We start from the raw sequence: 21,011 nt of genomic DNA on the forward strand, positions 1-21,011 counted from the left end.
GAGGGTCCAGGGGAACGAGACCGGCACCACGTCGGTCCTGCGCTGCGATCACCCCGGCGTCCCCGGAGGATCGAGGGGTGACACGCACCCCCAGCACCGACCGGTGGGGCATCGACGCCACCTGGCTCGACGCCCTCGACGAGGAACACGAGGTCGCCCAGGCCACGATCGATCGCCTGCGGGAGGTGATCGGCGAGCCGCCGGAGGACCTCGACCACCGCGCGCCCATCGTCGCCCGCCCCGGCGACGCCCTGGAGGTCGACGAGGCGGAGGTGACCCTCGAGGACGGCTCCACCCGGCAGGTCGACGGCGAGCTGCCCGAGGACTTCCCGCTCGGCTACCACTGGCTGCAGGTCCCCGACGGGCCGCGCCGCCGGCTGGTCGTGTCCCCCGGCCGCTGCTGGCTGCCCGAGGACCGCGCCTGGGGGTGGGCCGTGCAGCTCTACGCCACCCGCAGCCGTGACAGCTGGGGCATCGGCGACCTCGGCGACCTGCGCGCCGTCCGGGAGATGGCGGCCGGGCAGGGCGCCGGCTTCGTGCTGGTCAACCCGCTGCACGCCGTCGCCCCGACGCCGCAGCAGGAGGCCAGCCCCTACCTGCCGGCCACCCGCCGCTTCCGCAACCCGCTGTACCTGCGGGTGCCGGAGGTGCCCGGCGCCGACCGCGTCGACCTCGAGGCCGACGCCGGCCGGGCGCTGTCCGACGGCGACCTGATCGACCGCGACGCGGTCTGGGCCCGCAAGCGCGAGGTGCTGCGCCGGGTCTTCGACGCCGCCGGCCGCGACGACCCCGCCTTCCCCGACTGGTGGTGGTTCCAGGGCCAGAAGCTGCAGGACTGGGCCACCTGGTGCGCCCTGGCCGACGTCCACGGCCCCGACTGGCACACCTGGCCCGAGGAGCTGCGCGACCCCCGCGGCGACGCCGTCGCCTCCTTCGCCGCCGAGCACGAGCACGACGTCGCCTTCCACGCCTGGCTGCAGTGGGCCCTGCACCTGCAGCTGGAGCGCGCGACCGAGGGCATGACCGTCATCCAGGACCTCCCGATCGGCGTGGCCGGCGGCGGCGCCGACGCCTGGACCTGGCAGGACGTGCTGGCCGGCGGCGCCTCGGTGGGCGCGCCCCCGGACGCGTTCAACTCCCAGGGGCAGGACTGGGGCTCGCCCCCGCTGGTTCCCTGGCGGCTGCGCGAGGCCGACTACGAGCCGTTCGTCGAGTCCATCCGCGCCACCATGGCCGGCGCGGGCGGCCTGCGCATCGACCACGTCATGGGCCTGTTCCGGCTGTGGTGGGTGCCCGCCGGCGGGAGCGCGGCCGACGGCGCCTACGTGCGCTACCCGGCCGAGGACCTGCTCGACATCGTCGCGCTGGAGAGCCACCGCGCGCAGGCGGTCGTCGTCGGCGAGGACCTCGGCACCGTCGAGGACGGCGTCCGCGAGGCCATGGCCGAGCACGGCGTCCTGAGCTACCGCCTGCTCTGGTTCGAGGACGACGACCCCGCCGAGTGGCCCGAGGAGGCGATGGCGGCGATCAGCACCCACGACCTGCCCACGGTGGCCGGCCTGTGGAGCGGCGCCGACGTCGAGGAGCAGCGGCGCCACGGCACCGGCACCGACGAGGAGCTGGAGCGCGGCCGGCAGTCGCTGCTGGAGCACCTGCCCGGGCTGCGGAGGAACGCCAAGGCCGAGACGGCGGTCAAGCGGGCGCACGCACTGCTCGCCCGGGCGCCGTCGCTGCTGCTGTCGGCCACCCTCGACGACGCCGTCGGTGAGCAGCGCCGCCCCAACATGCCGGGCACCACCGACCGGCCCAACTGGTCGCTGCCGCTGCCCGTGGCGGTGGAGGACCTGGCCGCGCACCCGCTCCTGCAGGAGGTGTCCCGGACGCTGCACGAGGGCGTGACCCGCACCAGCGACCCGGAGGAGGACGCCCTCGGCGAGCAGCCCGGCGGGGAGGCCCAGACGGGCTGAGCGAGGACCCGGCACGCGGCCGGCGCGGTCCCCGGGAGGGAGCGCGTCGGCCGTCCGGGGGTCACCTCAGGACCGCCGCCCGTCGCAGCGTCCGTCCAGGTCGATCCCGACGACCAGCGGGTCGTGGTCGCTGGACCGGTACGGGTCGGGGGCGTACAGCGCCGGGTCGCCGTCGTACTGGTAGGCGGAGGACTCTCCGGAGTTGACGTTCCAGTGGGCCACGCCGGTGACCTTCGCGGTCAGCTCCGGCGTGGCCAAGGCGTGGTCGAGGGAGCCGGAGAGCCCGTCGAACACGTAGCTGTACCGGCCGGGGTCGAAGCGCTCGCCGAGGTCGGTGAGGCCGGCCGCGCGCAGGACCTCGACCGGGTCCTCCCGGCTGTAGGCGTTGAGGTCGCCCTGCAGGACGACGTCGGGATCGCCGGTCGCCTGGGCCAGGTCCGCGGCGAAAGCGGCCACCGACTCCGCCTGCCGCACGCGGGAGCCGTTCCACTGCCCCTGCCCGTCACCGGCGTCGACGTCGTCGCCGGTCGGGGTGCCCGGGCTCTTGGACTTGAGGTGGTTCGCCACCACGGTGAAGGCGTCGCCGTCCGCGGTGAACGTCTGGGCCTGCGGCTCGCGGGCGTTGGACCACACGTCCTCGTCGACCAGGCCGACCGGGTCGCCCACCGGCTGCACGACGTCGGCGCGGTACACGATCGCGTTGCGGATCACGTCGCGGTCGACGTCGTAGAGCTCGTCGGGCATCGGGACGAAGGCCCACAGGTCGTCTCCCCGGGCTGCGCCCTCGGCGGCGTTGAGGCGGCGCACCAGGTCGGCCAGGGCGGTGTCCGCGTCGCCCGGGGTGAGCCCGGTGGTGTCGGTGTCCTCCATCTCCAGCAGCGTGACGACGTCGGCGTCCAGCGCGGTGATCGCGGCCACCTCCTTGGCCGCCTGCTCCTCGAACTCCTCCGGGGTCGCGGCGCCGCGGCCCCCGTCGGCCGCGAGGGTGAGGAAGTAGTTCAGCACGTTGAAGGTGGCCAGCCGGACGTCGCCGCCGACCTCGTCGGGTGCCGCGGTCCGCGTGTCCTGCGGCGCGAACACGCCCTGCGCGGTGCCGTCGGCGGGCTGCAGCCGGTAGGAGCCGAAGCCCTGGCCGAGCACGAGCGGCTCCCGGAAGGCGAGCACGTCGCCGACGCGCACGGGGGTGGTCGGTGAGAGGTACGGCCGGGTGGCCGCGGTGACCCGGGCGCCGACCCCGTCGTCGAGGACGATCCCGCGCAGCGCGTTGCCCGCGGCGACGCCGGCCGCCTCCGGGGTGCCCGGCCGGGCGACCTCGGTGGGCTGCACGAGCACCCCGCCCTGCGACAGGGTGAGCTCGCCGAAGCTGGTGAGGTCGAAGACGTCGCTGACCGTGAGCGGGTCGGCCGGCTCCACGCGCATGCCCTCGAGGCGCTCGCGGGCGGCGTCGTCGGCCGGCAGGACCAGCGGCGCCGCGGCGGGCAGGGTCTGCTCGTCCCCCTCCGCGCAGACGGCGACGTCGGTGCGCGCGGTGATCTGCGTCTGCTCCCCGGACTCACCCACGGTGCCGCGGACCGCGACGGTGTCGCCGAGGTCGACCGCGGCGCCGGGGCTGGACACGAAGACCCCGTCGGAGGTGGCGTCGCTGCCGTCGCCGTCGGCGTCCTGCAGGGAGAAGCCGGACAGGCCGGGCTCGTCCCCGACGACGACGCCACGGACGGTGACCGAGCTGCCGGTGGCCAGCGGGGTGGCGGGCCCGCTGCCCTGGACGGCGCCGATCTCGTGCGTCGGCGCCGCGTCGCAGACGGCCGCCGGCTCCGCGGGGGTGGACGGGACCGCTCGCGCGACCGCGGGCAGACCGAGGACCGCGAGGGACACGACGGCGGAGCCGACCGCTGCGCGGCGCGCGGGCCTGCGCCGGGGACCGGGGGACGAGTGCACGGGGACCCTCCAGGAGGTGCGGGGACCTGCGCGACGCTGGTGCACGGCACCGCCCGGCGACGGGACGTGATGGCCAGGTGACTCCGCGCATCCAGTCTGTGCCGGAACCCATCGGCCCGCCAGGCCGGGGACCCGACACGCGCCCTGACCTGGACCGGAGCCCGGACGCGTTCGACCGAACGCGTGTTCGACGGCCGTGTCAGACTGCCGAGGTGGCTGGCGGGATGCACCGGGGCAGGTCGCGGCCGTCGCTGGGTGAGCGGGCCGCCGGCTCGGGCGTCGGCGCGGCCGTGCCGTCCGTGAGCGCACCGCCGGACCCCGGTCCCCCGTCACCCCCGCGGGACGACCCGGGCCGGCACTGCTGGGTGCACGCGCCGCCCGGGGCGGCCGGCACGGTGCCCGGGCTGCTGGTCGAGTGGCGGCAGCAGCCCGGCGGTTGGCAGGGGCGGGTGGCCTACGCCGTCCCCGGTCCGCACGGGCCCGTGCTCGTGGAGGCGTGGCTCCCGGCCGGCTCGCTGCAGCAGCGGTGAGCGGGTTTCCCCCGCGGCCGGGCGGCTATGGCCTCCGGTCGAGACCGACCGACCGACGCAGCGGAGGTACCGCGATGACCACCCCACCCGACCGCCCCACCCTCGACGACGTCATGGACACCGAGGAGTCCGCGCCGCGCGACCGCCAGGAGCACGGCAAGACCGACCCGCGGCCCAGCGACGACGCCCTGCAGCACCGCACCGAGCAGGAGCGCCAGGCCGTCGGCAGCGACGACGCCGACCCGGCCGGCGCGGAGTTCCACTCGGCCACCGACTGAGGGAGGGCCCTCCTGCCCCCCCACGCCTCGCTCCGCTCGGCGCGGGACCCTGCAGGAGGGCCGCTCCAGCACCTCACCGCGGGGGCACCGGACGGCGGTCCGGTGCCCCCGCAGGTCCTCAGCGGCCCCGCAGGCGGCGGCTGCGGCCGAGCAGCAGGGCCAGCACGAGCGCCCCGCCCACCCCGGTCCCGGCGACGGCGGCAGCGCCCGGCCACCCGGCGGCCGCCCAGGCGCGGCCGGCCAGGGTGCCGCCGACGGAGGACCCGACGTAGTACCAGAACGAGTACAGCGAGGCGGCCTGCCCGACCGCCCGCGCCCCCAGCGCCGCGCGGGCCGCCACCCAGCCGCTGGCCACGCCGTGCGCGGCGAAGAACCCGACGGTGAGCACCGCCAGCCCGGCGACGAACAGCGCCAGCGGCGCGGCGAGCGTGAGCAGCAGGCCGGCCCCGGTCAGGACGATCGCGGCGGGGACGACGACCCGGCGGCCCACCCGCTCGGCCAGCCCGCCGGCCAGCGGTGCGCTGACCGAGCCCGGCAGGTAGGTGAGGAAGACCAGCCCGGCCAGCGCCGGCGAGAGCCCGTACGGCTGCGCCTCCAGCCGGAAGGTGCCGGCGTTGAACACCGCGACGTTGCCGCCCATGAGCAGCGCCGCCAGCCCGTAGAGGCCCAGCAGCACCGGGTCGCCGAAGCCGCGGGCGAGCTGCTGCAGCACCGGCGTCCCGCGCGGCACCGGCACGAACCGGCGCGAACGGGGCAGCAGCCGCCAGACGGCGACGGTGCACGCCGTCGACAGGGCCGCGATCGCCCCCAGCGCCGTCCGCCAGCCGCCGAGGTCGGCCAGCGCCCCGGCCAACACCCGGCCGCTGAGCCCGCCGATCGCGGTGCCGCCGACGAACAGCCCGATGGCCCGGGAGCTGACCGAGGGGTCGAGCTCCTCCCGCAGGTAGGCCACCCCGACGGCGGGCAGCCCGGCCAGGGCGAACCCCTGCAGAGCGCGCAGGACCAGCAGCGGCTCCCACGCCGGCACGAGCGCCACCAGCACGGCCAGACCGGTCGCCGCGGCGAGGGCCGCGCGCAGGACGCGGATGCGGCCGATCCGGTCCGACAGCGGGCCGAGCACGAGCAGACCGACCGCCAGTCCCGCCGTCGCCGCGGAGACCGCCAGCGTGGCGGCGGCCGGGGAGACGCCGAAGGCGCGGGTGAGCTCGGGCAGCAGCGCCTGCGGGGCGTAGAGGACGGCGAAGACGGCCAGGCCGGCGAGGAACACCGCGACCGACGCGCGCCGCAGCCCCGGCTCGCCGGCACGGTGGCCCCGCGGCAGCGGGTCCGCGCCGCTCAGCGCCGCGGCCGGGGTCGACGGTCGGGGCACGGCACCGGCCCATCGTGCCCTCCTGCTGGGATGGGCCCGTGACCCGCCTGTCCCCCGCCGACGTCGCCTGCTGGGTGGTGAAGACCGCCCGCCCGCCGTCGGTGCTCGCCCCCGGCTGGCGCCGCGGGGAGGAGCGCACGTTCTCCCGCTGCCTGCGCCGCTCCTACCGGCTGGAGCTGATGAGCCCCGGCCAGCCGGTGCTGCTGTGGCTCTCCGGCCGCGACCGCGCGGGCGTGCACGCCACCGGGGTGCTCGCCGGCGACGTCGGCGAGGACGAGCGGAGCCCGCTGGTGCACGTCCGGCTGACGCTGCTGACCGCGCCCCTCCCGCGGGCCGACCTGCTGGCCGACCCCGGAGCCCGCGACGCCGAGGTGCTGCGGATGCCCGCCGGCAGCAACCCGTCGTACCTGACCCCCGCCCAGTACGCGGCCCTGCTCGCCCACCTCCCCTGACCGGGCACCTCGCTGCGCCCTCCCCGCGCGCGGTGCGGGGCGGCGGGCGCGGGCTGGGACCATGGGCCGTGTGCCGATGAGACGGATCGCCTGGGGCGCCCTCGCCTGGCTCCTGACCCTGCAGTTCTTCGTCGTCGAGACGGTCGTCCAGCTCCGCGCCGGCCTGCCCTACTCCCGCTCGGCCGACGTCATCAGCGCCCTCGGCGACGCGACCTGGCCCGGCTCGGCGCTCATGAACGCCTCGTTCGTCGTCCAGGCGGGCCTCATCGGCGCCGGCGCGGTGGCGCTGCTGCCGGCGCTGCGCGGCAAGGCGGCGCGCCCCGCCGTGGCGCTGCTCGGGGCGGCGGCGCTCGGGGTGCTGCTGGTCGGCGTCTTCCCGCGCCTGACCTCCCCGTCGCTGCACACGGCCGGCGCCGTCCTGTACCTCCTCGGCAGCGGGCTGGGCCTGATGGCGCTGGCCTACGCCGTCCGGCCGTGGTCGGAGGCGCTGGGCACCACGCTGGCCCTGCTCGGGCTGTTCGGGACGGCGATGACGGTCTTCTACGGCGCCGGGGTGGTCGAGCTGCTCGGTGAGGGCGGCACCGAGCGGGCGGCGGCCTACGTGCTGCCGATCGGACTCGCGCTGGCCGGGCCGGGGCTGTGGCGGCTCACCCGCACCCGCCCGCAACCGGACACCGACCGCCCCACCCGCCGCCAGCTGCGGGCACGGCAGCGGGCCGCGGAGCGGGACGCGCGCGCCCGCGCCGCCGCCGAGCGCGACGACGCCCTCGAGGCCGCCGCCCGGCGGGCCTCGGCGCAGCAGGACCGCCGGGCGGCCGCCCCGTCCCCGGCACTGCCGGCCGACACCCGTGCCGACACCCGTGCCGACGAGCGGGACGCCGACGAGCGGGCCGACGACGACCTCGACCCCGAGGACCCCTGGGCCGACCCCCGGCGGCGCCGCGGCCAGTAGCGCGGAACCGGTCGCGGCCCTCCGGCGTCCCGGCCACCAGGGGGACGTGACCGCCGAGGAGACCGGACCCACGCTGCGGGAGCTCCCCCGCCGACGAGTGCCACCGGCTCCTGGCCGGCCAGGAGATCGGCCGGCTCGCGGTCGACGCCGAGCACCACCCCCTGGTCTTCCCGGTCAACGACGCGATGGACGGGACGACGATCGTCATCCGCACCTCGCCGGGCACCGAGCTGGCCGCCGCCGACCTCGTCGCCCGCACCCACGCCACCGGTGTGCAGCCGTGGGCGCCGAGCGGGCACGGCTCCTGGCTGCGGCTGATCCCCACGTCGGTCACCGGACGACGGATCGTGCCCGGCGAGCCGCCGCCGGCGGTCGACCCGCGCGCCTACCTCTGACGAAGGACCCCCGTGCCCCCCGCCGCTCGCGCGCTCGCGGCGGGACCCTGCACGGGGACCGTTCCAGGAACGACCGGACGCACCCGGCCCCGGCTGCGCGACAGCGCCACCCCCGCCAGGCACACCGCCCCGCCGGCGACGGCCAGCGCGGGGGGGACCTCGTCGAGCAGCAGCCAGGACAGCAGCACCACCAGCGGCGGCACCAGGTAGGTGGTGACGCCGAGCCGGCCGGCCGGGGTCCGGGCGAGCGCGTACGCCCAGGTGCTGAACGCCAGCGCCGTCGGCACGACGCCCAGGTAGACCGTGCCGAGCAGTGACGACGCCGGCGCCGTGGCCACCTCCCCCACCAGGACGCCGGCCCACGGCAGGCAGCACACCGCGCCGATCGCGCAGGCGGTGGAGGTCACCTGCAGGGGCGGCAACCGGCGCAGCACCGGCTTCTGCGCCACCACCCCGACCGCGTAGGTGACCGCCGCGACCAGGCACAGCCCGATCCCGAGCAGGTCCGCCCCGCCGTCGCGCCCGGCGAGGCCGATGAGCAGCACGCCGGCGAAGGCGACGGCGAGGCCGGTGACCAGCCGCCGCGGGAAGCCCTCCCCCAGCCACACCCCGGCGAGGACGGCGATGAGGATCGGCCCGGTGTTGACCAGCATCGCCGTCGTCCCGGCGTCGAGGTGGCGCTCGGCGGCGTTGAGGGCGACGTTGTAGACGGCGAACCAGCCCACCCCGCAGACGACGAGCAGCGCCCACTCGCGCCGGGTCGGCGCCACCCAGCCGTGCCGCAGCGCCAGCAGCGCCAGGACCGCCGTGCCGACCAGCAGCCGGCCCAGCGCCAGCGCGCCGGGCGAGAGGTCGTCACCGACGGCGCGGATGCCGATGAACGCCGAGGCCCAGGCCAGCACGGTGACGACGACGGCGGCCAGCACCGGGGCGCCGGGAGAGCGGGTCACGGCCCGACACTAGGTGCCGCCCACGCCCACGGTCCGGCGGTTCCCGGACGTGGCAGCCGCGGTGCGGAGAACGGCAGGAACGGCTCCCCGCGGGGTCCTCAGCCGCGCAGGTGCTCGCGGTAGGTGCGCCGTCCCCGGGCGGCCTGCGGCCCCGGCAGCACGCCGCCCTCGCGGAAGGCCGCGCTGAGCCGCCCGGGCAGGGGGGTGGACACCACGTGGACGTTCGGCTCCCGCGCGGCCGCCCATGCCCGGGCCAGGTCGGCCGCGGACAGCTCCTCGGGGCCGCCGAACTCGACGACGTCGCCGGCCGCCGGACGCCCCGCCACCTCGGCGAGGAAGCCTGCGGCCTCGGCGACGTCGACCGGCGCGGCCTGCCAGCCCATCGGCACCGGCAGCACCGGCCCGCGGCGGGCGGTGGAGAGCATCTCGTCGATGAACGTGTGGAACTGGGTGATCCGCGCCAGCGTCACCGGCAGCCCCGAGGCCAACAGCACCTGCTCGGCGGCGAACTTGGCGCGGTAGTAGCCGTAGGGCACCCGGTCCACGCCGACGATCGACACGTACACCAGGTGCCGCAGCCGGTCGCGGTCGAGCGCCTGCACGAGCCGGCGGGTGCCGGCGACGTCGACCTGCCACAGGTCCCCGCGCGGATCGCTGGCGGCGTGCACGACCAGCTCCGCCCCGGCGGCCGCCTGGGCGAGGTCGCGGCCGGTGGCGAGGTCGCCGCGCACCCCGCCCGGTCCCGTCCCGCGACGCGACATCTGCCGCACCTGGTGCCCCGCCGCCTGCAGCGCGGGGACCAGTACGCGGCCCAGCTGCCCACTGCCTCCGGTGACCAGTACGTCCACGCCGTGCAGTGTGACCGGACCGGTCCCCCTCGCTCCAGCGGCGCGCCCCCGCACCGACATCTCACGTGCGAGATAACGTGCCCCCTCGTGACGGCGACCGACCCGACCTCCCCCGCGACGTCCGCCCCCTCGGCCTCCTCGGCCCTCGCGGCCAGCGCGACCCACCGGATCGGCCTGCTGGTCCGCGACGCCCGGCGGCACCGGGGGCTCACCCAGCAGCAGCTGGCCGAGCGGCTGGGCACCAGCCAGAGCGCCGTCGCCCGCATCGAGCAGGGCGGCCAGAACCTGACCCTGGAGCTGCTCGGCCGGCTCTCCGACGCCCTCGACAGCGAACTGATCAGCGTCGGCCCGGCCGGCCCCACCCACCTGCGCGTCACCGGCGGCACGCCGCTGCGCGGCAGCGTCACGGTGAAGTCGTCGAAGAACGCCGCGGTCGCGCTGCTGTGCGCGTCGCTGCTCAACCGCGGCCGGACGACGCTGCGCAACGTGGCCCGCATCGTGGAGGTCGACCGGATCCTCGACGTGCTGCGCTCGATCGGCGTGGCGGCCACCTGGGACGACGCCGGCCGCGACCTGACCCTGCAGGTGCCCGACGAGCTGGACCTGGCCGGCATCGACGCCGACGCCGCCCGCCGGACCCGCAGCATCATCATGTTCCTCGGGCCTCTGCTGCACCGGGCCCACACCTTCCGGCTCCCCTACGCCGGCGGGTGCGACCTCGGCACCCGCACCGTCGAGCCGCACATGATCGCGCTGCGGCCGTTCGGCCTGGCCGTCGAGGCGCACGCCGGCGAGTACCAGGCCAGCGTGGAGCCGACGACCACCGCGCGGCGCACCATCGTGCTCACCGAGCGCGGGGACACCGTGACGGAGAACGCGCTGCTCGCCGCCGCCCGCACCGAGGGCACCACGGTGATCCGCAACGCCAGCTCCAACTACATGGTCCAGGACCTCTGCCTGTACCTGCAGCTGCTCGGCGTCGGCGTCGAGGGGCTCGGGACGACGACGCTGACCGTGCACGGCCGCGCCGTCCTCGACGCCGACGTCGACTACACGATCAGCGAGGACCCGGTCGAGGCGATGAGCCTGCTCACCGCGGGCATCGTCACCGGCTCGGAGCTGACCGTCCGCCGCGCGCCGATCGAGTTCCTCGAGATCGAGCTGGCGGTGCTCTCGGAGATGGGGCTGCGCTACGCGCTCTCGCCGGAGTACCGCGCCGACAACGGGCACACCCGGCTGGCCGACGTCACCATCTCGCCGTCGCAGCTCAAGGCCCCGATCGACAAGATCCACCCGATGCCGTTCCCGGGCCTCAACATCGACCACCTGCCGTTCTTCGCGGTGATCGCGGCCTCGGCCACCGGCTCGACGCTCATCCACGACTGGGTCTACGACAACCGGGCGATCCACCTGTCCGACCTCACGCGGCTCGGCGCCGACGTCCGGCTCATGGACCCGCACCGCGTGCTCGTCACCGGCCCCACCCGCTGGCGCAGCGCCGAGGTGGTCTGCCCGCCGGCGCTGCGGCCCGCCGTCTGCATCCTGCTGGCGATGCTGGCCGCGCGCGGCACGTCGGTGCTGCGCAACGTCGACATCATCGCCCGCGGCTACGAGCACCTCTACGAGCGCCTGGTCGAGATGGGCGCCTCCATCGAGGTCTTCTCGGACTGACGAAGGACCCCCCCCGCCCCCCACCGCTCGCACGCTCGCGGCGGGCCCCTGCAGGGGGGCCGGCTCAGCGCTCCTGGTCGGTGGGGCGGACGAGCACCTCGTTGATCGCCACGTGCGGCGGCTGGCTGACGACGTGGACGATCGCGCGGGCGACGTCCTCGGCCTGCAGCGACCGCATGCTCGGGTGCATCTGCTGCGAGGCGGCCTTGGGTCTCGGGCTGGGTGATGTGGTCGGTCAGCTCGGTGGCCACCGCCCCCGGCTCGACGAGGGAGACGCGCACCCCCTTCGTGGTCACCCCCTGGCGCAGTGACCCGCTGAAGGCGTTCACCGCCCACGTGCTCGCGTTGTAGACGCCCGCTCCCTTGCGCGCCTGCCGGCCGGCGACGCTGGAGGTGTTGACCACGTCGCCCGAGCCCTGCTCGACCATCCCGTCGATGGCGGCGTGGGTCGTGTACATCAGGCCGAGGACGTTGGTCGCCATCGTGCGGCGCCAGTCCTCGGGGTCGGCGCCGACGATCGTGCCGAGCAGCATCACGCCGGCGTTGTCGACCAGGACGTCGAGACCGCCGAGCTCCTCCCGCGTCCGGGTGACGGCGTCGCGGCAGGACTGCTCGTCGGTGACGTCGAGGTCGAGCGTGAGCACCCGCGCGCCGTCGTCCCGGAGCTTGCCGGCCAGCGCGTCGAGCCGCTCCGCGCGGCGCGCGCCGACGGCGACGGCGGCCCTGGCCTCGGCGAGGGCGACGGCGGTGGCCTCGCCGATCCCCGACGGCGCCCCGGTGACCAGGGCGACCCTCCCGGACAGTGGTCGGCCGGCGTCGGTCGTGCGGTCCTCCTCCCGCGCCGCCCGGTGCGGCACCCCGGACAGCCTGCGCCCGCCGATCCGGCAGCGCGGGCTTCCCCTCACCCCCGCACCGGGTCTAGGACCTCCCCATGACCACGAGACGACGGGTGCTGCTGGGGGCCGGGGCCGGGATCGCCGGGCTGGCGGTGGGCGCCGCCGGCGGGGCGCTGGTCGCCGACCAGGACGACGAGGTGCGGGCCGGGGCGACCGCACGCGCCGAGAAGCGCTTCCTCGAGGCCGGCGGCGCGGCCGACGAGGGCGAGGGGGTGGCCCGGCTCGGCACCCGCCGGGTCGTCTGGAACACCACGGTCACCGAGCCGGTCGCCGCGATCACCTTCGACGACGGCCCGACGCCGGACTACACCCCGCGCATCCTCGACGCGCTGGCCCGCGCGGGCGTCACCGCGACGTTCAACGTCATGGGCTGGAACGGCGTGCACCACCCCGACGTGCTGCGCGACGTCGTCGACGCCGGACACGAGATCGGCAACCACACCTGGGACCACCGGGACCTGACCACGCTCACCCAACAGGAGACCCGCGAGGAGCTCGTGCGCTGCAGGGACGAGATCGAGGCGCTGCTGGGCCGGCCGTTCACCAGCTTCCGGCCGCCGCGCGGCGAGCTCACCGGCTACGCGCTGCGCGTGGCCGCCGAGCTCGGCTACGACACCTTCATCTGGTCGGTCACCCGCGGGCCGGGCGACAAGAAGGAGGTCACCGAGATCGAGGACTACATGGGGCAGACCGTGCAGGCCGGCGACGTCCTCGGCCTGCACGACGGCATCGGCCGGGGCACGTTCGACCCGCAGGCGGCCTTCGCGGTGGCCCTGGCCGAACGGCGGGAGCTGGAGGTGCGGGCGCTGCCCTCGGCGCTGCAGCAGATCGCCGACCGCGGCGTCACCCTCCTCAGCGCCAACCGGCTGCTCGAGCGCAGCAGCCCCGAGCCGGTCGGCGGCAGCGTGCCTCCGGCGCCCGACGGCGACTGAGCGGGCTTCAGACCCGGACGACGACGCCGCGGCGCAGCAGCGCCCCGCACAGCGCCCAGGTCACCGCGATCGACAGCAGCGCGTAGAGCCAGGCGGAGGTCACCGGCCCGGCGACGTCGCTGAGCCAGCCGTCGACCGTCGGCTGCACCCCCTCCGACAGCAGCGCGCGGAACACCACCTCGGAGAAGACGAACGCGACGACCGCCTCCACGCCGAGCACCTCGAACGGCCGGAAGGGGCGCGCCACGCCCCGCTGGTCGACCAGCCAGTGCAGCAGGGCCAGCGCCAGCAGCGCGATGCCGGCGGTGATCAGCACGAACGACGGCGACCACAGCCGCTTGTTGACCGGCACCAGCGCGGCCAGCGCCGGCCCGGCGACCAGCAGCGCGGCGCCGCCGGCGGTCAGCCGGACCAGCGCCGCACGGCCGGCGCCCGACCGCAGCGCCCGCCCGGCGAGGACGCCGAGGTAGACGGTGACCGCGCTGCCCAGGTAGGAGTGCGGCGCCTCGGCGGAGAAGGGCAGGCCGAGCGCGGCGTCGACCGCGTGCCCCCAGGACCGGTCGGGGTCGCCGCCCAGCATGAGCGTGAGGACGCTCAGCGCGGCGAGCAGCCCGGCGGCGGCGGCCGGCTGCAGCCTGCGGGGCAGCCGCAGCAGCAGCCAGCACAGCAGGTAGGCACCGGCGATGTGGCCGAGGACGCCCACCCCGGCGGTCAGCGACCCGTACTTGGCCGCGACCACCAGCCAGCCCAGCAGCGCCAGCCTGACCACCCGGGTCAGCGCCGCGCGCGGCCGCTGGGCGCGCCGGGAGAAGGGCACCGACACCCCCACCACCAGCAGGAACACCGGGAAGACGACGTCGGCGAGGCGCAGCCCGTTCCACGCGGCGTGCTCGAGCTGGTCGGGGATCGCGGCGTTGCCGCGGTTGTCGACCAGCAGCATCCCCACGACAGCGGCGCCGCGCAGCACGTCGACCCCGCGCAGCCGGAGGCCCGGCCGCTCCGGGGCGCCCGCGGGCGCGGCGACCTGCCGGCGCTCCTCTCCCGGAGGGGTCGTCACGCCGCCACGCTAGGACGGTGACCTGGGAACTCGCCGGGACCGGTCAGGCCGGTGGCAGCCGCACCCCGAAGCCGAACACGGCCAGCCGCAGCAGCACCGGGCCGGGACGGCGCAGGTCGGCCACCCGGGCCGCGGCCGCCTCCTCGAGCTGGGCGACGCGGCGGGCGTGGGCGTCGGGCCCCTGCAGCCGGGCGCGGTGCAGCTGCTCGGTGTTCTCCCACACCCGGCGGCGGGACTCCCGCAGCAGGGCGCGGGCGGCGGCGCGGTTGGCCCCGCCCAGGAGGCGGTCGAGCGCGGTGCGCCGGCTGCCGGCCGCCGCCAGCTCGCGGTCCTCCGCGGTCACCCGGGCGGCCAGGACGGCGTCGATCCGCTCGTGGTCGCGACGCCGGGACGCCAGCACCGCGGGGTCGGCGAACTCCGCCGGCGGGACGACCCGCACCAGCGACTGCGGGAGGTCGTAGTTGATGTGCGCGTTCATGCCGAGCAGCACGTGCCCCTCGGGGCGGGTGGCCGGGTCGGTGCCGAACGCCGCCCGCCACGGTGCGGGCGGGGTGGCCGGGTCGCGGCGGTGCGCCTCGAGGGCGTCGAGGTAGAGCCCGGCGAAGTCGACGTCCCACGCCGTCACCCAGTCCGGGTCCTCGAACAGCCCGCCGTCGATGGCGGCGTCGACCGCCTGGGTGGTGCGCAGGTACGTGCCGAGGAAGAAGCGCCCGGGGTCGCCGTCGGCCTCCAGCTGCCCGAGCAGCTCCCGCATCCGGCCGACGAGTTCCTCCACCGGTGCGGTCACCCCGACGATCGTGCCCGCCGCGCCGGGAGGTCGCAGCGGGAGGCCCCCGCCGCTCGCGGCCCCCCGCGGGCTCCTGCGGGGACCGCCGAGGATCACGGCCCGAGGAGGGCGGGGAGACGGTCGAGGGCCGTGGTGAGCAGGGCGGGCAGGTCGCCGGCGTCGCCGTCGAGCCAGTCCTGCTGGGCGACCTCGAAGCAGGCGACGACCAGCTTGGCCATCAGCCGGGCGTCGGCCGCGGGCACGCCGCGTCCGTCGCGGAGCCCGTCGGCGAGCGCGGCCTCCCAGCGCCGGAACTTGGCCGCGGCCCGCCACCGCAGCGCCGGGACCGTGGCGACCACCTGCTCGCGGGTGAGCAGCAGGTCCCGCAGCGGAGCCACCTGTTCGGCGAGACGGACGGCGGCGGTGCGCAGGGCCGGCCACGCGGGCACCTCGGCCGGCACCTCGGCGACCGCGGCGGAGGCACCGGCCAGCAGGTCGTCCTCGAGGCCGAAGAGCAGGTCCTCCTTGTCGGCGAAGAGCCGGAACAGGGTGCTGCGCGAGAGGTCTGCCGCCGCGGCGACCTGCTCGGTGCTCGTGGCGGCGTACCCGTGGTCGGCGAACAGCCCGACGGCGCGCCGGGTCACCTCGACCCGGGTCCGGCGACGGCGGCGCTGGGCGGCGGTCTCGGACACGGCACCATGTTGACACGACGTCTCGCCATGACACAGAGTCCCACATCGGGACGCCGTCCCGGACCGCTCACCGATCAGGAGGCGTCGTGGACAGGACCCGCACCGCACTGGTCACCGGCGCCACCTCGGGGCTGGGCCGCGCCACCGCCGGCCTGCTCGCCGCGACCCCGGGCTGGCAGGTGCTGCTCGGTGTCCGCGACGTGCCGCGAGGCGAGGAGGTCGCCGCCGCGCTCGGCCCCGGTACCGGCGTGGTGGACCTGGACCTCGCCTCGCTGGCGTCGGTCCGGGCAGCCGCCCGGGAGATCGCGACGCGGAGCCCGCTCGACGTCCTCGTGCTCAACGCCGGCGTCCAGGTGCGCAGCACCGAGCACGCCTCCGCCGACGGGTACGAGCTGACCTTCGCCGTCAACCACCTCGGCAACCACCTGCTCACCCGGCTGCTGCTGCCGCACCTGGCGCCCGGCGGCCGGGTCGTCGTGGTCAGCAGCGGCACGCACTTCGGCACGCTGCGGAAGTCCGGCCCCTTCCCGCGGCCGCGGTGGGACTCCCCGCAGGTGCTGGCCACGCCGCGCCAGGGGTCGGGGCAGGTGGCCTACGCGACGTCGAAGCTGGCCACCGTCTACTTCGCCCGCGAGCTGGCCCGCCGCTGCCCCGGCCTCGACGTCGCCGCCTTCGACCCCGGCCTGCTGCCGGCCACCGGCCTCGCCCGCGACTACCCCCCGCCGGCGCAGGCGGTCTACCGCACGCTCACGCCGCTGCTGGAGCGGCTACCGGGCGCGCAGCGCCCGGAGCGCGCCGCGGCCCAGCTGACGGCGCTGGTGACCGGCCCGCCCGGCACCGGCGGCCGCTACGTCGAGCGCGGCGTCGAGGCACCGTCGTCGCCGGAGAGCCTCGACCCCGGCCGGGCCCGCGAGCTGTGGGAGGTCAGCGCCGAGCTCGTCGGGCTCTCCGTCGCGTGACCCGACGGCCCCCTCGCAGGGGCCCGCCGGGAGCGGAGCGAACGGCGGGGGGCGAGGGGGTCCTTCCTCACACCAGCGCGTCGAAGCCGTCGTCCGGAGGGAGCAGGCCGGCGTCGACCGGCGGCCGGTGCGGCTGGTCGAGCCCGCGCATCCGCGCGGCGTGCAGCGCCAGCAGGAGGTTCAGCCGCAGCGTGGGGTCGGTCGTGAAGGGCCCCAGCAGCCGCTCGAGCTTGCCGATGCGGTAGCGCATCGTGTTGTAGTGGAAGTGCAGCCGGCGGGCGGACTCCGCGACGTTGAGGTTGGTCTCCAGCAGCACCCGCAGCGTCTCGCGCAGGTCGGCGGAGTCGGGGTCGGAGGCGTCGGCCAGCGAGCCGAGGACCTCGTCGACGTAGGACCGCAGCTCGGTCGAGTCGGGGATGAGCGACAGCAGCCGGAAGACGCCGAGCTGGTCGAAGTGGGTGACCGTGGCCGGCCCGTGGATCTCCTGGCCGACGCCCAGGGCCCGCTGCGCCTGCTGGTGGGCCTCACCGAGCGCCGAGAGCGACAGCGCCGGGCGGCCGATGCCGGTGGCCAGGACGCGGCCCACCCGCCGCACCCGCGCGTTGACCCGCGAGGTGACGGCGGTGACCAGCGCGGTGATCTCCTCCGGGGAGCGCTCGTCGAGCGGCAGCACCGTGACGATCTCGGTGGACAGCCCCGCGACCGCCGCACCGGAGACCTCGGTCTCCAGCGCGGCGCGCCACCCGTCGGCCAGCCGGTCGAGGACGTCGAGGGCCCGGGTGGGGTCGGCCTGCCGGTCGGCGGCGGTCTCGGTGGCCGTCACGAGGACGACGACCGGGCCGTCGAGCCGCCAGCCGAAGGACCGGGTCTGCGCCAGCGCCCGCTCGGTGTGCCGCAGCGACCCGGCGACCAGCCGGCGCACCAGGTCGCCCTGGAAGCGCAGCTCCACCGAGTGCACGGCCTGCTGGCGGATGACCGACAGCGCCGAGATGACCGCGGCCCGCTCGAGGACACCGCCGGCGCCGACCACCATCTGCCCGGTCCGGTGGACGGCGACCAGCCAGCCGTGCCGCTGGTCGCCGGCCATGATGGGTGCGACGGCGTACTCCCCCACCCCGCCGGGCAGCTCGTGGTGGCCGGGGACGAGCAGGATGCCGTCGGCCGGCGAGAGGTCGGCGTCGGCGAGCACGTCGGCCGGGGTGACGACGGTCTGGTCGGCGCGCACGCCCGAGACCCGGCGCGAGGGCGCCATCGTCGCCAGCTCGTCCTCGGCCTCGGCGTCGAGCAGCCACAGCCAGTCGCTGATCTCGGCGACGTCCTCCGGCGGGCCGGCGGTGGTGACGATCTCGCGGTCGGGCCCCAGGCCCAGCACCGCGGCACCCTCGAGGAAGGTGGCCAGCTGGTCGGTCACCTCGGCCAGCCCGCCGCCGGACAGCGCGACGTCGATGAACTGGTCGTGCATGCGGGCCGACATGACCAGGGCCTCGCCCTGCTTGCGGACCACCGCACCGAGGACCTCCGAGACCGCCTCGTCCAGCCGGACGGTCGCGGGCAGGGCGACCACCGGCAGCGCGCGCCGGTCGGCCTCGGCCAGCACCTCGGCGGGCAGCGGCGGCGGCCCCTCGGTGCGGCGGTAGGCCAGCGCGGCGGTGCCCCGGGCCTCCAGGCGCTCGACCAGCGCGCGGCAGTCCGCCGGGTCGGCCGGGGGCAGCCGGGCGCCCAGGACGAGGAGGACGTCGGGACCTGCACCGGTCAGCGGAGCCGACGGGTCGTCCACGACCATGTGCCGTACGAGTCGCGTCAGGCCGGACCGGCCCGCCACCACATCCGCGCCCGCGAGCCGGGGCAGCTGCAGCGCCTCGTCGACCCGCAGCCCGACCTGGTCGCGCCATCCGGGCCGGGCGTCGCGGACCGCCGCGGTCCGGGACGCCCCGGTCCCGTGCCACCCCCGGTGCGGCGGGAGCGGCGTGGTGGGGTACAAACCTGAGGTCATCGAGACCCCACTGTGAGTCACGACTCACCCTCCTCGTCGGCCGTCGTCCTTCGTGAGTTGCAGGAACCTGGCAGGTGTGCCTGGACGGCCACCCTCATTCTTGGCCACATTCGCCATACGAGGACGTGCGACGCGCCGCTTAGCTTCGAGACCCGGTCCGTTCCGTCCGCTGGATGGTAGGCGGTCGCCGCACCTGGCGCCCCGACTGCTCCCGGCGGGGGGACCGCTCCGGGCGGGGGGACCGAGCGGAGAGTCGCCCCCGCCGAGCCGACGGTGAAGGGCCTGCCATGCGCACCATCGACCACACGACCACCGACCCCGAGGCCGCCGTCCGGGGGCGTGCTGCCCGCGCCGGCCTCCCCACGATCCCCCTCCCGCGGGCCTCGGCCCAGGAGACGGTGCGCACCGCGCCCCCCGCCCGTGCCGCCTCCGCCGTCCCCGCGTCGGCCAGCACGGGGATCGCCGACCTCCTGCGCGGGCCCGTGCGCACCGCACGCGTCCTCATGAGCGCGCCGGCCGCCGTCTACCTGCAGGTGCCCACCGACCGCGGCGGTGACGTCGTCGGTGTGCTCAGCAGCGACGCCGCCCGGCTGCCGCTGAGCTGCGTGCTCTTCCGGCCGAGCAACGGCCGACCGCTGGTGAACCTGCCCCCCGGCGCACCCGCCGAGGTCGGTGCCGGCCGGATCGTCGTCGGTGACCTGGTGGTGCGCGCGGCGGCGTGGTGGGACCCGCGGCCGCGGCTGCCCAGCCCACGCCCGGCGCTGCTGCCCGAGGGCGTGCGGCAGTTGCGCACCACCCTCTACGGGGAGGGCGTCCCGCACAGCGCCTTCACCCTGCCCGGCCTGCCCGCCGGGCCGGGCGGTCCGCTGGCCGCGCTGCGCGGCGCCGTCCGCCGGGCCGACCTCGACGCGGCGCTGCGCACGGCCGCCCGGCTCGTGGGCCTCGGCCCCGGCCTGACCCCGGCCGGCGACGACGTCATGGCCGGCACCATGGCCGGCCTCGTGCTGCTGGGGCACCCGGCCGCCGAGCGGTTCGCCGCCGGCGTCTACGCGCTGGCCGCCGGCCGGACGACGGAGCTGTCGCGGGCCCTGCTGCGGCACGCCGCGGCCGGCCGGGTCAGCGGCGAGTACGCGGCGGTGCTGCACGGCCTGGTCGGCGAGCGCCCCCTGGGCCCGGCGATCGCGGGGCTGCTGGCCACCGGCTCCACCAGCGGGCGGGCCCTGGCGCTGGGCCTGTGCACCGCGATCGACCTGGTCGACCGCACCACCCGGGTGCGCTGATCGAGGACCCCGTCCTCCGCACGCCCGCCGACTCGCGCCGGCCCTCCGGACGGGGCCGGCCAGCGGGACGTCGCCGGAGCCCCCGTCCGGCCGGGACGGGGGCTCCTGTGCGTCCGGCGCGGTGATCATCGGCAGCCGGCTGCTCGACGCGCCGACGGCGACCACCACCCGCCGATGATCGGCGTCGGACCGGCGTAGGACCGGCGTCGGCCGACGGCGTCAGATGCGGCAGGCGTGGATGCTGGTGACCAGGATCGCGCGGGCGCCGAGCTCCCAGAGCTCGTCCATGACCCGGTTGGTGTCGCCCTGGCGGACCATCGCCCGCACCGCCGACCAGCCCTCGGTCTGCAACGGGCTGACGGTGGGGCCCTCGAGCCCGGGCGTCAGCGCGGTCGCCTTCTCCAGCAGCTCGTTGGGGCAGTCGTAGTCGAGCAGCACGTACTGCCGGGCCACGAGCACGCCGCGCAGCCGGCGGCGCAGCTGCGCGACGGCGGGGATCTCCTCGGCGCCCTCCCGGCGGACGAGGACCGCCTCGCTGCTGAGCACCGGCTCCCCGATGATCCGCAGCCCGGCCGCGCGCAGCGTCGTCCCGGTCTCGACGACGTCGCACACCGCGTCGGCCACGCCGAGCCGGCAGGCGGTCTCCACCGCGCCGTCGAGTCTGACCACACCGGCCCTGATCCCCGACTCGTCGAGGAAGCGCTGCAGCAGCACCGGGTAGGCGGTGGCGATCCGCTTGCCGGCCAGCTGCTCGATGGTGTCGACGGGCGACTCGACGGGGCTGGCGAAGCGGAACGAGGAGCGGCCGAAGCCCAGCGGCATGACCTCCACCGCCGAGTGGCCCTCGCCCTCGGCCGGCGCGGTCTCCAGCAACATGTCCCGGCCGGTGATGCCGACGTCGAGCGTGCCGGCGGCGACGTAGACGGCGATGTCGCGCGGGCGCAGGTAGAAGAACTCGGTGTCGCTGTCGGGGTCGTAGACGGCGAGGTCCTTGGTGCTGCGCCGCTGGCGGTAGCCGCTCTCGTCGAGCATCGCGGCCGCGGGCTCGCTCAGGGCGCCCTTGTTGGGGACGGCGACGCGCAGCAC

At 76.7% G+C, this 21,011-nt stretch carries 19 protein-coding genes and 1 pseudogene; 10 read left to right on the forward strand and 10 right to left on the reverse strand.

Annotation, left to right across the window (positions count from 1 at the left end):
• Window positions 1-77 precede the first annotated feature (77 nt).
• On the forward strand, window positions 78-1,967 hold the full coding sequence (gene malQ / locus ACWIZO_RS22530) for a 4-alpha-glucanotransferase (RefSeq protein WP_448639836.1): 1,890 nt from the start codon (window positions 78-80) through the stop codon (window positions 1,965-1,967).
• A gap of 66 nt (window positions 1,968-2,033) precedes the next feature.
• Here malQ and ACWIZO_RS22535 read toward each other — a convergent pair whose 3' ends face one another.
• Entirely contained in the window at window positions 2,034-3,842 is a 1,809-nt protein-coding gene (locus tag ACWIZO_RS22535; RefSeq protein ID WP_448639837.1) for an ExeM/NucH family extracellular endonuclease, read from the reverse strand.
• A gap of 362 nt (window positions 3,843-4,204) precedes the next feature.
• Between ACWIZO_RS22535 and ACWIZO_RS22540 the strand changes: the two genes are divergently transcribed.
• Together ACWIZO_RS22540 and ACWIZO_RS22545 are read left to right on the forward strand one after the other, a co-directional pair.
• Complete coding sequence (locus ACWIZO_RS22540) at window positions 4,205-4,435, forward strand: hypothetical protein (protein ID WP_448639838.1); 231 nt, start codon at window positions 4,205-4,207, stop codon at window positions 4,433-4,435.
• 74 nt (window positions 4,436-4,509) lie between these two features.
• Complete coding sequence (locus ACWIZO_RS22545; protein ID WP_448639839.1) at window positions 4,510-4,713, forward strand: hypothetical protein; 204 nt, start codon at window positions 4,510-4,512, stop codon at window positions 4,711-4,713.
• A gap of 118 nt (window positions 4,714-4,831) precedes the next feature.
• Here the strand turns inward: ACWIZO_RS22545 and ACWIZO_RS22550 are convergent, their stop codons facing one another.
• Window positions 4,832-6,082, reverse strand: a complete 1,251-nt coding sequence (locus ACWIZO_RS22550) for an MFS transporter (RefSeq protein WP_448639840.1) — start codon at window positions 6,080-6,082, stop codon at window positions 4,832-4,834.
• Between the two features lie 38 nt (window positions 6,083-6,120).
• On the opposite strand from ACWIZO_RS22550, the gene ACWIZO_RS22555 reads away from it, so the two are divergent.
• The 3 genes and pseudogenes from ACWIZO_RS22555 to ACWIZO_RS22565 all read left to right on the forward strand — a co-directional run.
• On the forward strand, window positions 6,121-6,534 hold the full coding sequence (locus tag ACWIZO_RS22555) for a hypothetical protein (RefSeq protein WP_448639841.1): 414 nt from the start codon (window positions 6,121-6,123) through the stop codon (window positions 6,532-6,534).
• A 76-nt stretch (window positions 6,535-6,610) separates the two neighbouring features.
• Entirely contained in the window at window positions 6,611-7,486 is an 876-nt protein-coding gene (locus ACWIZO_RS22560; protein ID WP_448639842.1) for a DUF998 domain-containing protein, read from the forward strand.
• Between the two features lie 101 nt (window positions 7,487-7,587).
• A pseudogene (locus ACWIZO_RS22565) lies at window positions 7,588-7,881 on the forward strand (pyridoxamine 5'-phosphate oxidase family protein); the annotation flags it as partial.
• Here the strand turns inward: ACWIZO_RS22565 and ACWIZO_RS22570 are convergent.
• Window positions 7,872-8,831: a DMT family transporter gene (locus ACWIZO_RS22570; protein ID WP_448639843.1), complete on the reverse strand. Its 960-nt coding sequence runs from the start codon at window positions 8,829-8,831 to the stop codon at window positions 7,872-7,874. The pseudogene ACWIZO_RS22565 and the gene ACWIZO_RS22570 sit on opposite strands and share 10 nt — an antisense overlap.
• Window positions 8,832-8,929: 98 nt before the next feature.
• Complete coding sequence (locus ACWIZO_RS22575) at window positions 8,930-9,679, reverse strand: SDR family oxidoreductase (RefSeq protein WP_448639844.1); 750 nt, start codon at window positions 9,677-9,679, stop codon at window positions 8,930-8,932.
• Between the two features lie 87 nt (window positions 9,680-9,766).
• Here ACWIZO_RS22575 and ACWIZO_RS22580 point away from each other — a divergent pair, with 87 nt between their 5' ends.
• On the forward strand, window positions 9,767-11,350 hold the full coding sequence (locus ACWIZO_RS22580; protein ID WP_448639845.1) for a UDP-N-acetylglucosamine 1-carboxyvinyltransferase: 1,584 nt from the start codon (window positions 9,767-9,769) through the stop codon (window positions 11,348-11,350).
• On the opposite strand, the gene ACWIZO_RS22585 is transcribed toward ACWIZO_RS22580, so the two are convergent.
• Complete coding sequence (locus tag ACWIZO_RS22585; RefSeq protein ID WP_448639846.1) at window positions 11,299-12,207, reverse strand: SDR family NAD(P)-dependent oxidoreductase; 909 nt, start codon at window positions 12,205-12,207, stop codon at window positions 11,299-11,301. The genes ACWIZO_RS22580 and ACWIZO_RS22585 overlap by 52 nt on opposite strands.
• Window positions 12,208-12,281: 74 nt before the next feature.
• On the opposite strand from ACWIZO_RS22585, the gene ACWIZO_RS22590 reads away from it, so the two are divergent.
• Window positions 12,282-13,178: a polysaccharide deacetylase family protein gene (locus tag ACWIZO_RS22590; RefSeq protein ID WP_448639847.1), complete on the forward strand. Its 897-nt coding sequence runs from the start codon at window positions 12,282-12,284 to the stop codon at window positions 13,176-13,178.
• 7 nt (window positions 13,179-13,185) lie between these two features.
• On the opposite strand, the gene ACWIZO_RS22595 is transcribed toward ACWIZO_RS22590, so the two are convergent.
• The 3 genes from ACWIZO_RS22595 to ACWIZO_RS22605 form a co-directional block, all read right to left on the reverse strand.
• Window positions 13,186-14,235 (reverse strand): heparan-alpha-glucosaminide N-acetyltransferase domain-containing protein, encoded by a 1,050-nt coding sequence (locus tag ACWIZO_RS22595; RefSeq protein WP_448639848.1) that lies wholly within the window; start codon window positions 14,233-14,235, stop codon window positions 13,186-13,188.
• Between the two features lie 43 nt (window positions 14,236-14,278).
• Window positions 14,279-15,022 carry a DUF5995 family protein gene (locus ACWIZO_RS22600; protein WP_448639849.1) on the reverse strand — a complete coding sequence of 248 codons (744 nt, stop codon included), beginning with the start codon at window positions 15,020-15,022 and terminating at the stop codon, window positions 14,279-14,281.
• A gap of 92 nt (window positions 15,023-15,114) precedes the next feature.
• Window positions 15,115-15,693, reverse strand: coding sequence for a TetR/AcrR family transcriptional regulator (locus tag ACWIZO_RS22605; protein ID WP_448639850.1), 579 nt, complete (start codon window positions 15,691-15,693; stop codon window positions 15,115-15,117).
• A gap of 86 nt (window positions 15,694-15,779) precedes the next feature.
• Between ACWIZO_RS22605 and ACWIZO_RS22610 the strand changes: the two genes are divergently transcribed.
• Window positions 15,780-16,652, forward strand: a complete 873-nt coding sequence (locus tag ACWIZO_RS22610; protein WP_448639851.1) for an SDR family NAD(P)-dependent oxidoreductase — start codon at window positions 15,780-15,782, stop codon at window positions 16,650-16,652.
• Window positions 16,653-16,719: 67 nt separating this feature from the next.
• On the opposite strand, the gene ACWIZO_RS22615 is transcribed toward ACWIZO_RS22610, so the two are convergent.
• Window positions 16,720-18,645 carry a PucR family transcriptional regulator gene (locus ACWIZO_RS22615; RefSeq protein ID WP_448639852.1) on the reverse strand — a complete coding sequence of 642 codons (1,926 nt, stop codon included), beginning with the start codon at window positions 18,643-18,645 and terminating at the stop codon, window positions 16,720-16,722.
• 287 nt (window positions 18,646-18,932) lie between these two features.
• On the opposite strand from ACWIZO_RS22615, the gene ACWIZO_RS22620 reads away from it, so the two are divergent.
• Window positions 18,933-19,925: a DUF2877 domain-containing protein gene (locus ACWIZO_RS22620; protein ID WP_448639853.1), complete on the forward strand. Its 993-nt coding sequence runs from the start codon at window positions 18,933-18,935 to the stop codon at window positions 19,923-19,925.
• Between the two features lie 219 nt (window positions 19,926-20,144).
• On the opposite strand, the gene hisG is transcribed toward ACWIZO_RS22620, so the two are convergent.
• On the reverse strand, window positions 20,145-21,011 hold the full coding sequence (hisG, locus tag ACWIZO_RS22625) for an ATP phosphoribosyltransferase (RefSeq protein WP_448639854.1): 867 nt from the start codon (window positions 21,009-21,011) through the stop codon (window positions 20,145-20,147).

Source organism: Geodermatophilus sp. URMC 63 (assembly GCF_053502565.1).